The 14,821-nt window shown below is 31.5% G+C and carries 12 protein-coding genes; 7 read left to right on the plus strand and 5 right to left on the minus strand.

The annotated features are described in order from the left end of the window. Positions 1-8 precede the first annotated feature (8 nt). From JE46_RS00470 to JE46_RS00485, 4 genes are all read left to right on the plus strand, one after another. Entirely contained in the window at positions 9-2,177 is a 2,169-nt protein-coding gene (locus tag JE46_RS00470) for a S9 family peptidase (RefSeq protein WP_031453282.1), read from the plus strand. A 26-nt stretch (positions 2,178-2,203) separates the two neighbouring features. After that, positions 2,204-3,679, plus strand: a complete 1,476-nt coding sequence (locus JE46_RS00475; protein ID WP_031453283.1) for an aminotransferase class V-fold PLP-dependent enzyme — start codon at positions 2,204-2,206, stop codon at positions 3,677-3,679. Positions 3,680-4,237: 558 nt separating this feature from the next. Continuing rightward, positions 4,238-5,071 carry a helix-turn-helix domain-containing protein gene (locus JE46_RS00480; protein ID WP_031453284.1) on the plus strand — a complete coding sequence of 278 codons (834 nt, stop codon included), beginning with the start codon at positions 4,238-4,240 and terminating at the stop codon, positions 5,069-5,071. Between the two features lie 77 nt (positions 5,072-5,148). After that, complete coding sequence (locus JE46_RS00485) at positions 5,149-6,606, plus strand: serine hydrolase (protein ID WP_051872767.1); 1,458 nt, start codon at positions 5,149-5,151, stop codon at positions 6,604-6,606. 936 nt (positions 6,607-7,542) lie between these two features. Here the strand turns inward: JE46_RS00485 and JE46_RS00490 are convergent. Continuing rightward, positions 7,543-8,214, minus strand: a complete 672-nt coding sequence (locus JE46_RS00490; RefSeq protein ID WP_031453286.1) for a TetR/AcrR family transcriptional regulator — start codon at positions 8,212-8,214, stop codon at positions 7,543-7,545. A 148-nt stretch (positions 8,215-8,362) separates the two neighbouring features. Between JE46_RS00490 and JE46_RS00495 the strand changes: the two genes are divergently transcribed. Both JE46_RS00495 and JE46_RS00500 read left to right on the plus strand, forming a co-directional pair. Then, positions 8,363-9,256 (plus strand): bestrophin family protein, encoded by an 894-nt coding sequence (locus JE46_RS00495; RefSeq protein ID WP_031453287.1) that lies wholly within the window; start codon positions 8,363-8,365, stop codon positions 9,254-9,256. A 19-nt stretch (positions 9,257-9,275) separates the two neighbouring features. Next, positions 9,276-9,920: a carbonic anhydrase family protein gene (locus tag JE46_RS00500; RefSeq protein WP_031453288.1), complete on the plus strand. Its 645-nt coding sequence runs from the start codon at positions 9,276-9,278 to the stop codon at positions 9,918-9,920. A gap of 730 nt (positions 9,921-10,650) precedes the next feature. Here the strand turns inward: JE46_RS00500 and JE46_RS00505 are convergent. Beyond that, positions 10,651-11,379: a LytR/AlgR family response regulator transcription factor gene (locus JE46_RS00505; RefSeq protein WP_031453289.1), complete on the minus strand. Its 729-nt coding sequence runs from the start codon at positions 11,377-11,379 to the stop codon at positions 10,651-10,653. A gap of 10 nt (positions 11,380-11,389) precedes the next feature. Next, complete coding sequence (locus JE46_RS00510; protein ID WP_031453290.1) at positions 11,390-11,719, minus strand: hypothetical protein; 330 nt, start codon at positions 11,717-11,719, stop codon at positions 11,390-11,392. Between the two features lie 458 nt (positions 11,720-12,177). Between JE46_RS00510 and JE46_RS00515 the strand changes: the two genes are divergently transcribed. Further along, on the plus strand, positions 12,178-12,615 hold the full coding sequence (locus JE46_RS00515) for an adenylyltransferase/cytidyltransferase family protein (protein WP_031453291.1): 438 nt from the start codon (positions 12,178-12,180) through the stop codon (positions 12,613-12,615). 249 nt (positions 12,616-12,864) lie between these two features. Here JE46_RS00515 and JE46_RS00520 read toward each other — a convergent pair whose 3' ends face one another. Continuing rightward, a complete protein-coding gene (locus tag JE46_RS00520; RefSeq protein ID WP_031453292.1) occupies positions 12,865-14,079 on the minus strand; it encodes a sensor histidine kinase in 1,215 nt (404 codons plus the stop codon). A 263-nt stretch (positions 14,080-14,342) separates the two neighbouring features. Next, a complete protein-coding gene (locus JE46_RS00525) occupies positions 14,343-14,735 on the minus strand; it encodes a response regulator transcription factor (protein ID WP_031453293.1) in 393 nt (130 codons plus the stop codon). Positions 14,736-14,821 lie beyond the last annotated feature (86 nt).

The following is a 14,821-nucleotide window of genomic DNA, read 5'->3' on the forward strand; positions in this document are numbered from 1 at the left end:
ATATTGAGATGAATAAAATCAAAAATAAAATTTGCATCGTTCTGGCGCTGATTGCATCAGTCTGTTGTTTCAGCCAGCAAAAAAAAGAGTTAATTCAGGTTACAGATCTTTTAAAAATCAGAACGGTTGGGGATGTAGAATTAAGTAAAGACGGTCAGCATGCAGTTTTTACCGTAAAAAGTATCATTAAAAATACTGAAAATCCGTTAGATTACGATTACGATACACAGCTTTGGATTACTAAAACTTCAAAAAATAGTACGCCAAGACAATTAACTTTCGGAAAAGAAAGTTCAGGTTCACCGGTTTTTAGTCCGGATGGCAGACAGATTGCTTTTACGAGAAGCATCAAAGGAAAATCTCAAATATTCCTTTTTAAAATTGATGAAGGCGGAGAAGCCATTCAGTTAACCGAATCAAAATACGGAGCAGGAAATCCAAAATGGAGTCCGGATGGAAAACAGCTTTTGTTTACGGCTTCGCTTCAAATCAATGAATTGGTAAAAGATTCTGTTTTAAATCCGAAGAAAGAATTACCACTCTGGAGTTTTGAAAAACCGGGATTTGCTGCGAATGATAATCTGAAAGTCAACAAAACAAAAGCAGATCCAAACGGAAATATCGAAGCTATCAGAGCTTACTTGGACAATAACGAAAAAGACAAAAAAGCAAAAGTAGTAGACAAATTGCAGTTTCAAACCGAAACCGGAATTAGCAGTGAGCTTCGTTTTTCGCACATTTTCATTATTGATGCAAAGCCGGGATCAAAAGAACGCGCCATTACCAAAGGATTTTATTCGTATTCAAATCCGTCTTTCGTAGGTAACGATAAAATTGCATTTACCGGAAACATTAATGAAAAAAGACATCCGGACAGAGTTCTGGAAACTAAAATTTACACGATTAATACCGACGGAACAAATGTAACCGAATTATTAGGCGCAGAAAATCTGGTATTTCAGCTTTTAGCCGTTTCGCCTTCAGGAAAACAATTGGCGTATCAGGAAAGCATCATCAATAATTTATCGGTTCCGGTGCTGAAAATTTTCAACTTAGAGAATCCTTCGGCGAAAAGCCAAACAATTGAATACGATCGAAATAACAATAATGTTCGATTTTCTAAAGATGAAAAACAGCTTTATTTTACCTCCTCAAGCAATGGAGGATCAGCGATTTGCACAGTGCCTTTAAACACTTTAAAAGTTCAGACGCTTACATCTTTTGATCAGGGAATTACCGATTATGATATCAATAATGGCGTTGTGGTTTTTGCTAAAACAGATGTCAAAAATCCATCAGAATTATATGTTTCTGATCTGAAATTAAAAGAACCAAGATTAGTATCCGATTTCAATACCAACTGGTTAAAAAATAAAGCCATCAGCTTTCCGGAAAAAGGCACTTTTATCAACGAAAAAGGACTTGAAATTGAATACTGGGTAATGAAACCAACGCAGTTCGAACAAGGAAAAAAATATCCGTTACTGACTGAAATTCACGGAGGACCAGCTTCGATGTTTGGCCCGGGTGACGGAAGTATGTGGTTGGAATATCAATTCTTCACTGCTCAGGGTTATGGGGTAGTATATAGTAATCCAAGAGGCTCTTCCGGATATGGCGAAAAATTCTTGAGATCAAACATCAACGATTGGGGAACAGGACCTGCAAGTGACGTATTGACTGCATTAGATAAAACTGTGGCACAAGGCTGGGCTGATCAAAGTCGGCTTTTCATTACCGGAGGGTCTTACGCAGGATATTTAACAACGTGGATTATAAGTCATGATCAAAGATTTAAGGCAGCGTCAAGTCAGCGTGGGGTTTATGATTTCAATACTTTTTTTGGAGAGGCAAATGTTTGGAGAATGGTTCCGAGATATTTTGGAGGTTATCCGTGGGAAGAAAAAACCAAAGCAATTTTACAGCGTGAATCACCAATTAATTACGTAGAAAACATCAATACTCCGTTTTTAATATTTCATGGAGATAATGATAACCGTACAGGAGTTACGCAAAGCCAAATGCTTTACAAAAGTCTGAAAGTTTTAGGGAAACCTGTAGAGTATGTAAGACAGCCAGGAGCAAGCCATGAATTGACCAGAAGCGGAGACAATCGCCAGCGAATCGATCAGCTGCTTCGAACGTATGAATTCTTTGAAAGATTCAACCAAAAATAATTAGTTAATTTTAAAATGATAGGGAAATGAATGCTATTGAAACAACGAAACCAATTGAATTAGAATGTTACTTTTCTAAATTTAGAGAAAATACATTAGGTGTAAATCACAGTTTTGAATCGGTATATGGAAAACAAAAACTGCTTTATGCAGATTGGGTTGCCAGCGGAAGGTTATATGTTCCGATAGAAGAAATTATGCTCAATAAAATTGGTCCGATGATTGCCAATACCCATTCACTTTCAAGTCAGACAGGGAAGACTTCAACCTCTGCGTATCAATACGCAAGAAACGTCATTAAAAAGGCAGTGAATGCAGGTGAACCTGATGTTTTGGTAACTACGGGAACCGGAATGACAGCCGCATTGTCAAAACTGCAGCGTATTATAGGTTTAAGGAAAAATCACGAAAATGAAAATGACAAACCAGTAGTTTTTATTACGCACATGGAGCATCATTCGAACCAGGTGCCGTGGTATGAAACCAATGCAGATGTTGTGATTTTGCCAGCTGATGAAAATAATTTGGTAGATCCGAAAATACTTGCTGAAACAATAAAAAAATATGCCGGCAGAAGGTTAAAAATCGGTTCATTTACGGCTTGTTCAAACGTCACTGGAATCATCACGCCGTATCAGGAACTGGCTAAAATCATGCATCAAAACGGCGGACTGTGCTTTGTAGATTTTGCGGCTTCAGCTCCTTATGTAAAAATCGATATGCACCCTAATGATCCGGATGAAAAGTTGGATGCCATTTTCTTTTCGCCTCATAAATTTTTGGGCGGACCCGGAACTTGCGGTATTTTGGTTTTTGACGAAAAACTATATAAATCTGATTTTCCGGATAATCCTGGTGGTGGAAATACGAGATGGACAAATCCATTGGGTGAATACAGTTACAGCGATGGTATAGAAGTAAGGGAAGATGGCGGGACGCCTGGTTTTCTACAGGTAGTTAGAACAGCCCTGGCTTTGGAACTTAAGGAAAAAATGGGAGTCCAAAATATCAAAAACAGAGAAAAAGAACTGTTAGATCTTTGTTATTCCAAACTTCAAAAAATAAAAGGATTGTCAATTTTGGGAGATCTTATAAGTAATCGGATAGGCTGTGTTTCATTTGTAATTGAAAACATTCACTACAATTTAATTGTTCGGCTTCTAAATGACCGTTTCGGGATTCAGGTTCGAGGCGGTTGGTCATGTGCAAGTACGTATGCACATTATTTGTTCAATATTGACGAAAAAAGATCAAGAACGATTACCAATGAATTGCTTCTGAAAAATCAGGCTAACAAACCAGGCTGGGTACGTTTGTCGCTTCATCCAATAACAACAAATGAAGAAGTTTTATTTATTTGTGACGCCATACAGCAAGTGGCATTGAATCATAAAAAATGGCAGAAAGACTATCTCCATAATATCTCTACAAATGAATTTGAAAGTTTAATAAAAGGCGAAACTATAGCAAAAGATGTAGAAGAATGGTTTCAAATCAAATAGGAATAAAGTAAGTTAAACCATTGAATGTAGTATTTACAATGAAAGTTTGCAGGTTGATGATATCGCATTATCATAGACAATTACATAGTAATACATTTTAATTTTTTAAAAGAGATTGAATAAAAAATCGATAAGTTAATGATTTAATTCCTTTAGAATAACCTAACCAGACTCGAACCAAATTTCCTCGAAAATACGGACGTTTAAAATTTTCAAGAAATCGAAGAAAATTTATCGAAACCACAAAAAAAGCCTGAGAAATCTAGATATCTCAGGCTTTGATTTTTACTTGTAGCGGGAAGCAATCAATTATCTAATCAGATTATCTTTGATTATTACAATATTTTAAAATGTACATCTTAACTTTTTCTCTTCTTTTTGTTTGTATAGCCAAATTTATAAAATAAGTTAGCGTTAATTTTAGTGGACCAATTGCAAAAGACAAATGGCTTGTTAATGTATAACAAATTAAAAGTCTCGTTGACAGCTGGTGAATCCAATTTTAGTCAAATATGTATACAAACAGTTAGTTAGTTCCCTAACTCCCAATTATGATCTATGAAAATAAAAGTTTATTCTCCTTTAAATCCTTTACTTAAAAAATACATAGAGTGTATTTATATACTCACACATACATCTGAAGAAAAACCTGCCAAATACATAACCTTCCCATCTGTTTTTACCATTGTATCAATAAGCGAAAAATCAAAAACTATTAATAAAGGAAATAAATTAATAATCGGGCAATGCGATGACAATAAGATTGAAACAAATTTGGTGTCTAATTTCAATAAGCCAGTGTACGTTCAATACGAAGGAAAAATAAACGAAATTACGATCTATTTTAAACCGTTAGCTATAAATTCATTTTTGGAGCATGAATTAAACCATTACAACAGTTCAAACTTTTCTGAATTTTTACCTTTTGAAGATTATAGAAAAGCGATGATTGAAATTCTTTCTTTACAAAATGATACCGAAAAAATTGAAGCTGTTGAGAGTTATTGGTTATCCAAATTAATTGGGTTTCAGCATCATTTCCTTGAAACTATTTTGTCTGAAATGATGTGCGAAGAAAATGACGCTTTAACAATTACAGAACTATGTAAAAAAAATGCTATTTCACGTACAACATTAAACAAACACTTTGGCAGACATATCTGTAAAACACCATCTCAATTCAAAAAGATACTACGATTTAGAAATGCGGTTAATAAGTACGCATCAGATAATACAAGAAACAACTTAACGGATATAGCATATGGTGTTGATTATTTTGACCAGTCCCATATGACAAGAGAATTCAAATCAGTGACTGGGTTCTCTCCTAAAGTCTTTTTTAAAAAAACGACTGCGCTGGAAAAAAAACAAATTCACTGGCTGTTTTTATAAAGCAGGTTTACATTTGTACAATTTTTCCTTTTATGATTAAAGTACTTTTGTCACTTTAATTATAAAAGGATACCCATATGACAACCCGTCAAATATATTTTATAACTTCTATCTTCTTCACAGTTCTTTTACAACCTATCGTGGTCCAATCACAAAATTTAGAAAGTATAGTTTCTCCGATAAGGTCTCACTTAAAAAATCTTGAAAAGGAAAATAACTTAAGCGGGGTCGTTCTTATTGCAAAAAATGGCAAACCAATATATAGAGAAGCATTTGGTTTTGCCAATTTGCCGGACAGTATTAAAAATAAACCGGACACGAAGTTCAACTTAGCTTCTATAAACAAGATGTTTACAGCAATGGCTATTATGCAATTGGTAGAATCTGGCAAAATTTCGCTTCAGGATAAAGTAGGCAAATATCTTTTGGATTATCCTAATAAAGCTGTTGCTGACTCTGTAACAATCCATCAATTATTAACGCACACTTCAGGAATGAACAGTTTTTGGGAAGAATATGATAAGCTTGCAAAAGTAAACTTCAAAGCAGTTTCTGATTACCTTCCATTGTTTGTAAATAAAAGACTAGCCTTTGCTCCAGGTAGTGACTTCTATTATAGTAATTCCGGATATATGGTTTTAGGATTAATCATTGAAAAGGTGTCGGGTCAGGATTATTTTGATTACGTAAAAGAAAAGATATATAAACCCGCAAAAATGATTAATACGGATGCTTACGAACTGGATAATGTTATTCCAAATTTAGCTACTGGCTATACAATGTCACTGGAAGAACCAGGACAATGGAAAAATAATATTTTCACAAATTTAGCAAAAGGAACTCCTGCTGGTGGTGGCTATTCAACAGTTGACGATTTGTTGAATTTTGCCAATGCTTTACAAAACGATCGTTTGCTTAGCAAAGAAAATACAGCTCTTTACACTTCTGGTAAGGTGAAATTTAGAGATGGAATGTATGGCTATGGTGTTGAAGAAAACACAATAAACGGACATAGGATCATTGGACATACTGGTGGGCATGATGGTATTGCTTGTGAACTAATGATTTATCCAGATTTGGGCTACACTGTTGTTATTCTGACAAATGGAGAAGTCGAAAATTATTGGGAAGCGAGTAATCTAATTAAAAAACAATTAGTGGGTTCATCACCATCAATTGACAATTTTTTTTACACTAAAGATATAATTAAGACTGTATGCGATAAAGGTTATGAAGCTGGAATTAAGGAAATAGAACAAAATTCAAGGAAATATTCATTAAGAGAAAATCTTATTGAAAGATATGGTTATAAGCTATTGTTCGAAAAAAAGACTACTCAGGCAATAGATTTATTTAAGTTAAATATTCTCCTTTTTCCAAAGTCAACCTATAGTAATTATTATATAAGTGAGGCATATAGATTTTCAGGTCAAAAAGAGCAAGCGATTGAATATCTAAAGTTATATATTGAAAAAGAGACGGAAGACAATGATGCTAAATTAAAATATAAATTGCTACTAAATAACTACCGCTAACACTTGTTATAATAGATTTGGGCATTAAGTCATATATTTTTCTGCATAATCAGGAATTTCACTTTGAAGTATGTTGTGTTTTCCGATGGACGGATATTGCTCTTAAGTTAGTAATAGCAGTGATTGCCGTCAACAATATTTGAATGTAAATGAAAGAAAACCTGAAAAAATTGCTCAATGGATTAGCAAGTTTGTAGATATAAGGGACACTATGGTAAACAGTGTCGGAATAATGGTAGAGATAATACACAATCACTATCCTGAAAATTGTAACGGATGTAAAAATGCTTGTCAGCGCTATAGGGTTCTTTCTCTTGCATAGGTACAGCATTCCTATCCATAAACCCAGTCCCAAACAGACCACCATTTCCACAATAAAATAGGCAACGTGCACGATGTTGTAAGTCGCACTATAATCAGGCTCTTTGGAATGGAGTAATGCGAGGAAGTCCAGAATTTCAATCAGTAGATAAAAAGAATACAGACCAAATAAGATTGAGCTTGTAAGGACAAGCTTTGAGGATGATTTGGACAGAGAATCAAGACGATTTTCTTGAATTATTTTTTCCATATACTCTATACGTTTATTTATAAAAATGTAATAGTAAGGAACTACAAGTTAGTCAATTTTGTAAATTGATCATGTTTATTAATTGTTAAAGAATTCTCTAGGTATGAGATCCAGATATGGTAATTGTGAATTATACTAAAATCAAAAAATACCGCCTTATATTGCAAATTTGAAATATTGGAAGCAATTGAAATTGAGTTACGTTTCAATAATTTGTGCAAATTCGTATCAAGTAGAAAACCTGATTTGCACGAATGATAAAAAGTGCAATTTTTCTGTTTGACTACTAAAATGTCTGGTAGCAGGGAACGTTTTTTATCATGACCTAATTTAAAATACTAAGGTAAAAGCATTTTAAGGCTTATTTAATCTAAAACTTTAAACAACAAATCTTCAATAAATTGTGCTGTAAATTCTGTGTTTGTTTTTGAAGAAACATCGGTAAGTTTTGGTAAATTAACACTAAAGTACTGCTGGTGATGTGAAGTTTCAATTAGGGTAGTACTGAGTGATCTTGGATATTTATATTTTGAATTATACTCTGAAATGACTTCTGCTATTTTTGAGCACAAATCTTTATAAGGCTTAAAAACCTCATTTTTATTGATTTCCGTAACTTCTTTTACTAAATATACTTTACTGCTTTCTGCAATAACAATTTGATTAAGTAGCTTTTTATTATAATCAAATTGATTTGTACTTTCTGCAAATTCGTGAGTAAGTAAATTCACGATTATTTTTAATCTTTCTTTTTTATCAAATACGTTTTCTAATTTAAAAGTCACTAAAAATTCCATATAGCTCCAATACCAATTAAGAATGTAAAGCAAAAGTCGGTGTTTGTTTTCAAAATATCGGTAAATGGTGGCTTCTGTACTGTGTATTTCTACGGCCAGTTTTTTAAATGTAAATTGTTCAAAACCAAGTTCATAAATAAGGTCAATGGATTTTTTTACCATCAATTTACCTAATTCGCTGCTTTCAGGATTACGCAAGAAGATTTTATCGTTTATATCAAATTTTACTTGAAATTCCATATCAATTACTGTTTAAGCAAATATAGTGAAACATTTAATGTTTAAAAGTAAATATATCTTAAAAAATATTTAACAATTATTTATAATAGTATTACTATCATTTGAAATAGTTTTGTTATTTTTACATAAAAAACCAAATCTAAAGTTTATGCTAACCAATACTAAAATCCCCGTTTCCTATCTTTTCAAAAAGGTCAAGTATGAAATTCTCTTTGTATTAATTATTGGTTTATTGGTTCATTATCTTACGACTCAATTCGAAAATATTATTCCGATAATGCCTATAACGATACCTGCATTTATAGGAACGGCAATTTCTGTGATTCTTTCTTTTAAACTCAATCAGTCTTATGATCGTTGGTGGGAAGCAAGAAAGATATGGGGAAGCATAGTTAACGATAGCCGTAGTTTTGTACTGCAATTACAATCCTTTGTAGCCAAAGAAAATCAAGCCGAAATCAGAGAAATGGCCTTTAGGCATATTGCATGGTGTTATAGTCTGGGGCAGGGCTTACGCGGACTGGATCCTGTTGAAAACATGGAAAACTTTATCACGGGGAAAGATATACAGGAAATAGAAAAACAAAGCAATAAACCTTTAGCACTTTTGCAGTTGAATACACTTCAAATAGCGGCATTGAAAGAAAAAAAATCAATTGATATTTTTTCGCAAGTTCAATTAAATAATACTTTGGTTAATTTTTCAAACTACATGGGAATGGCTGAACGTATAAAAAGCACTGTTTTCCCTATAACCTATCGTATTTTTTTACATTTCTTTATCTACATCTTTATTGTTACACTATCAATTGCGTTAAGGGATATAGAAAGCTATTTTGAAATTCCATTGTTATTAGTTATTTCGACTACATTTTTTCTCTTGGAAAAATCTGCCACACATCTGCAGGACCCCTTTAGAAATCGTCCGACAGATACACCAGTTACAGCAATTGCCAGAACGATTGAAATAAATATTAAGGATTTATTAAAAGAAAAGGATATCCCTAAACCACATCAGCCAGAAAAATTTTATTTATCATAACTTTGTAAAATCAATCAAAATGAAAACGTTAACAAAAGAAATGCAAGCTGCTATTACGCCCTCTTCAGCTTTAGAATTGTTGAAGGAAGGAAACCAAAGGTTTGTAAGCAACTTAAAAATAAATCGTAATCTTTTGCAACAGGCAAATGAAACTTCAGAAGGACAACATCCTTTTGCTGTTATTTTGAGTTGTATAGACAGTAGAACTTCTGCAGAATTAATTTTTGACCAGGGACTTGGAGATGTTTTTAGCGTACGTATTGCCGGAAATATTATCAATGAGGACATTTTAGGCAGTATGGAATTTGGCTGTAAAGTGGCAGGTTCAAAAATTATTGTAGTATTAGGCCATACAAAATGCGGGGCTGTAAAAGGTGCTTGTGATCATGTCGAAATGGGCAATTTAACAGCACTGCTTACAAAGATAAGACCAGCAGTTGATGATGAAACTGAAACAAAAGAAAACCGAAATTCAGGCAATCCTGAATTTGTTGAAAATGTATCGAAAATCAATGTTAAACGAACTGTTAAATCAATCATGGAGCGTAGTCCGATCCTAAAAGAAATGATTGAAAAAGGAGAGATTGGAATTGTTGGCGGATCTCATGATATTGCATCAGGAGAAGTAACCTTTTATCCTGAAACTATGATTTTTGGATCTTAAAAATAGAGCATTATTATTATCTTTTAGTCAGCTTCAAAGATAAGATGAATAATAATTAAAAGCTCTAAAAAAAGTGTATTTGTTTTCTTATCAAAACATAATTAAAAACAAGGGCTGTCTGATAAAGACAGCCCTAATAGTAAGGAATTAATTTATTTTTTAGATTCTTCAATAGAAGCTTTTCTAAACTCTTTTCATAGTTTTTCAATCTCTAAATTACGGCTGCAACTAAAATTAACTGGGCTTGAAGAGGAAAGTAAAGATGTAGAGGAGTTTTTAAATAATGGTGTAGAGAATCTCTTAAAACTTAATGAATGTTACAATATTTGAAACTGGATAGAGTCAAGATACTTAATAGGTTCTGTTTTTTCTGAAAAATTTATAATTTCAAAAAATGAGTTTCGAACCGCTAGGGCTAATGAAGTAGTTCGTCTGATCTACAGTATTAACATGCTGACAGACTAAATAAAAAAGGGACAAAGAAGAAATTTTCCTCTTTGTCCCAAGTAGTAGCGGGAAGCATTCAAATATCTAACCAGTTTTATGAAGATTATTATAGTATTATTGCATGTGCTTCTTAATTTTAATTTTGGGATATTATGATAACTAGTTTGAAGAATAAAAAGTGAACACTCACTTTGAAGTATCAAACTATTAAAAGAATAGATTGACATATAATAAAGATTTGATAATGAATTTACTGTTTAAGTTGTTGTAAATCAATATGTTTTTAAAGCATATTAAGTCGCTTCATAAGCTCTGGTCTATTTGATCTACTCACCGGAATTACATCTTTTGCAATTAAAACACTATTATCTTCGATATCAATTATTTTTTTTATATTAATTATATAAGTTCGATGAACTTTTAAAAAAGAAGATACTGGAAGCTTATCTTCTATTTTTTTTAAAGTAGAATGTACGGTATAATTTTTATTTTCGGTTTTTATCAGAATATAATCTCCTTTAGCTTCAATTAAATTGATAGATGAAATGTTTATTTTTATAAGTCTTCGATGTATGTTTACATAAAAATCAGTAGTAGTATCACTAGGCTGGATTAAATTAGTATCTGACATTCCATTGGAAGAAGGGAGTATTAGTTTTTTGGCTTCTATTTTATTAATTGCTTTTAAAAAGCGTTCTTCAGTAATTGGTTTTACCAAATAATCGACAATACATTTATATTCAAAAGCTTCGATGGCGAAATTTCTATCTGAGGTGATTAAAATAACTAAAGGAGGATTTTTAATGGTCTGGATAAAGTCAAAACCTGTAAATCCAGGCATATGAATATCTAAAAAAATAATGTCTATTGGAATAGTACTTTGATTAAGAAACTTTAAAGCTTCCATTGCATTTTGAAATTCATCTATAAAATTTAAAGCAGGATGTTTTGTAATCATCTGACCTATAATTGCTCTTGCAAATGCTTCATCATCTATTAAAATACAATTCATTTAGGTAAGTTTATAATGAATCGACAAAATCTTGCATTGTACTAAGTATTTCATCAAACTCTACTTTTAATACTTCTTTAAAAGCTACAGATTGTTTTTTTAAGCTAATTTCAAACTCTTCAGCAAGATAATAACTTTTTTCCATTCCCATAATGCTTATTTTATGTTTTATCTTATGAATAATTTCTGCAGTACCTGTAAAACAATTATTTTCAATTTTACTATGATATTCGTTTATTTCTAAAGGTAGCTCTTTTTTTAGGGTACTAATGATTAATTGCTTAAAAGCCATATCATCTCCCGAAAGATTATTTATATAGTTAAGATTTGGCTGTTCCATTAGTATTAAGAATTAAGAAAAATGGGATTATTTTATTTAATTACTATCTATTCAAATTTGATTATAAAAAAAAGAGATTTTTTTATTTATACAAATTCAAATTACATACGTGTCATGTATGGCTCTTAGTAAAAGTAGTAATTTTTTTTCAAAATCGATATTGTATATCTTTAATTTTCCTCTATTTTATGATAAAATACGGGGTAAATTCTCTTTTTAAAAATTATTTAAGCATAGAATTTGATTTCCAAATTGCTATTTGTATTGTACTACATTCTAAACTGTGATAGTAATATATCTATAGAAAACTACCACTGGCCTACATACTAATTCCATTTATCTAAAAACATAATGAGACATTTGTAATAGAAATATATTTGTATCAGAATTAAAACTTAAATCAAAGATTACAAGAGTTTTATGATTATTTTTTTAAAATAACTTAACAAATTTTAACAATGAAATCAGGAAAGAAAAAAATTGGAATTACATTTAGTTCATTCGACTTATTGCATGCGGGGCATGTTCGTATGCTTGAAGAAGCAAAAATGCATTGTGATTACTTGATTGTTGGATTACAGACCGATCCCACTATAGACCGACCAGAAAAAAACAAACCTATACAGACAGTAGTAGAGCGTTATATCCAGTTAAAAGCCTGCAAGTTTGTAGATGAAATTATTCCATATACAACGGAAATGGACCTGGAAGATATTCTTCAGGCACTACCTATTGATGTTCGTATTTTAGGAGATGAATATAAAAATGTTGATTTTACAGGTCGAAAATATTGCGAAAAAATGGAAATTCAGTTGGTTTTTAACAAGCGTAATCATCGATTTTCAAGTAGCGGGCTTAGAAAAGAAGTGTATCTATGCGAAGCTATAAAATTGTAATAAAATTTCGAATTGGTAAATGAATGATTTTAAAAGCTGGGATTAATAGGAAGATTTTTTTTTGATTCTTTAACAGTTCGATTAAGAGTTTGTAAATTCTCGATATGCTAAACTTATAAAGCACTAGCTAGCTAAGTGCATAATCTTAATTTTAAGCCATGAGTGAGAATCATAAAAATATGACTGAATTTTTAAATGGAAAGAAGTTCAATTGTTTTCTATACAGACTAATAAATAAAGATATATGTATTAAATCTTACTTTCTTTTGGCAAAACAAAACAAAAACAAACGCCTTCTTCATTATTTTCTCTGCTTTTAAGAAAAATACTCCCCTTTGTTCGGTCTAATATTGCTCTAATTGTGGCTAAACCAATGCCGGAATTCTTAGTAGATTTTGAATTTACAGTTTCAAACAATTCAAAAACTTTTTCCCAATATTCTTGTGGTATACCTGGACCATCGTCCTCATATATAAAAGAATAGCTGGTTTCGTTTTCTGTAAATGTCAACCAAACCCTGCATTCTTTTTTATTGGTATGTTTTATTGTATTCGATAAAAGATTTTGAATAATTTGTACAAAACCTATTTTGGAATGTCTTATAACTGCATCACAATTAATGCAATTTACATGAATTAGAGTATGTAAAGCACCATTATTCAGTATATATTGAACTATATTTTCTACGTTAAAATCTTCAAAATAAATTTCATCATTACTAACCTTCGTATATTCTAAAATTCCATTAATTAGAAAGTCCATATATTCATTACGAGAATAAATTAAATCAATCCATTCTTCGAGTTCAGTATCCTTAATAAGTGTTTTATAATCTTCTTTTATAAACATGATTAGGGAGTTTATACCACTAATCGGAACTTTTAAATCATGAGTAAGTCGATGAGCAAACTGATTCAACTGTGTATTTTTTCTAAAAATTTCATTGTTTAATTCTTCCAAAAATCTATTTTTTTTTCGGAGTTCAAGTTGTGAAATCACTTGATTTGCGAGTGCCTTTAAGGATTCCTTCTGGCTTTCTGTAAGATCTTCTCTTGGTTTTGTATCAATAACACAAAGAGTTCCTAAAGCATAACCATCCTTAGTATTTAAAGGGGCACCAGCATAAAATATTACATGAGGATCATTAGTACTCAATGGATTGTCAAAAAACCTTTCATCTTTAGTTGCATCCGGAATAATAAACAATTCATTAGGGGTATTAATTGCATGCGCACAAAAAGAAAAATCCCTGGGTGTTTGAGTTGCATCTAAGCCATGGTGCGATTTAAACCATTGCCTGTTGTGATCTATTAAACTCACCAGTGCAATAGGTGTGCCACAAATTGCAGCTGCTATTTTCGTCAGGGCATCATATTCTTCTTCGGATATTGTATCTAATATATTATAATCTTTTAAGGACTTTAAACGAAGGTCTTCATTATCAGGAATTTCAGGTTTGTACATACAACGGAATTTTTATATAATCGATAAAAATAAATCTTAGATATTCACGGAAATAACCAATTTCATAAATCAAAAATACTAAATTTTATTACTAATTTTCATATTTTTATAAAGTTAAATTTATTTCCAAAATAGGACAAAATCAGAAGGAAACATAATTTGAGAGTTTTTTTTCGTTTAAGTTCTGTTTAGGTCTCAAATTAAGATGCAAAAAAAGTAGCTTAATGGTATTGTATTAATAATCAGGGTATTTAAAGAATGGATTAGTTACTCGTTTTTTTGGCAGTAATTAAACGTTTTATTCTAAGTAATAATTCATTTGGATTAAATGGTTTATATACAAAATCATCGGCTCCTAAATTGAAAGCTTTTAATATGATTCTTTCTTCTTCTACACCTAAACAAGAGAGTACGATTATTGGGATGTGTTCAAAATTTTCTTTTGAATAGTCAATTATTTCTAATCCTGAACGGAAAGGCAGCATTGTATCTGTAATAATCAGATTAGGTAAAAACTCCGCAATTTTTTCTATTGCAATTATACCATTTGGGCATGATATTACCTCATATCCATCTTTTTCTAAGATATACTCCAGAATTTTTGTTGTTAATACATCGTCTTCGGCTATTAATATTTTTAAGTTTGAATTTTTCATTTTAATTAAATTATTTAGTAATAGTTAAATAAATTTTTGAGTTATACGCTTAAGTAATTTTATAAATAATTCATTATTAGTTATTT

The organism is Flavobacterium chungangense LMG 26729, assembly GCF_000735715.2.
Classification (GTDB): domain Bacteria; phylum Bacteroidota; class Bacteroidia; order Flavobacteriales; family Flavobacteriaceae; genus Flavobacterium; species Flavobacterium chungangense.

Bases quoted from the DNA above. Each gene is read 5' to 3' on its own strand.
- JE46_RS00470 (WP_031453282.1), top strand. From the start codon at position 9: ATGAATAAAATCAAAAATAAAATTTGCATCGTTCTGGCGCTGATTGCA.
- JE46_RS00475 (WP_031453283.1), top strand. From the start codon at position 2,204: ATGAATGCTATTGAAACAACGAAACCAATTGAATTAGAATGTTACTTT.
- JE46_RS00480 (WP_031453284.1), top strand. From the start codon at position 4,238: ATGAAAATAAAAGTTTATTCTCCTTTAAATCCTTTACTTAAAAAATAC.
- JE46_RS00485 (WP_051872767.1), top strand. From the start codon at position 5,149: ATGACAACCCGTCAAATATATTTTATAACTTCTATCTTCTTCACAGTT.
- JE46_RS00490 (WP_031453286.1), bottom strand. From the start codon at position 8,214: ATGGAATTTCAAGTAAAATTTGATATAAACGATAAAATCTTCTTGCGT.
- JE46_RS00495 (WP_031453287.1), top strand. From the start codon at position 8,363: ATGCTAACCAATACTAAAATCCCCGTTTCCTATCTTTTCAAAAAGGTC.
- JE46_RS00500 (WP_031453288.1), top strand. From the start codon at position 9,276: ATGAAAACGTTAACAAAAGAAATGCAAGCTGCTATTACGCCCTCTTCA.
- JE46_RS00505 (WP_031453289.1), bottom strand. From the start codon at position 11,379: ATGAATTGTATTTTAATAGATGATGAAGCATTTGCAAGAGCAATTATA.
- JE46_RS00510 (WP_031453290.1), bottom strand. From the start codon at position 11,719: ATGGAACAGCCAAATCTTAACTATATAAATAATCTTTCGGGAGATGAT.
- JE46_RS00515 (WP_031453291.1), top strand. From the start codon at position 12,178: ATGAAATCAGGAAAGAAAAAAATTGGAATTACATTTAGTTCATTCGAC.
- JE46_RS00520 (WP_031453292.1), bottom strand. From the start codon at position 14,079: ATGTACAAACCTGAAATTCCTGATAATGAAGACCTTCGTTTAAAGTCC.
- JE46_RS00525 (WP_031453293.1), bottom strand. From the start codon at position 14,735: ATGAAAAATTCAAACTTAAAAATATTAATAGCCGAAGACGATGTATTA.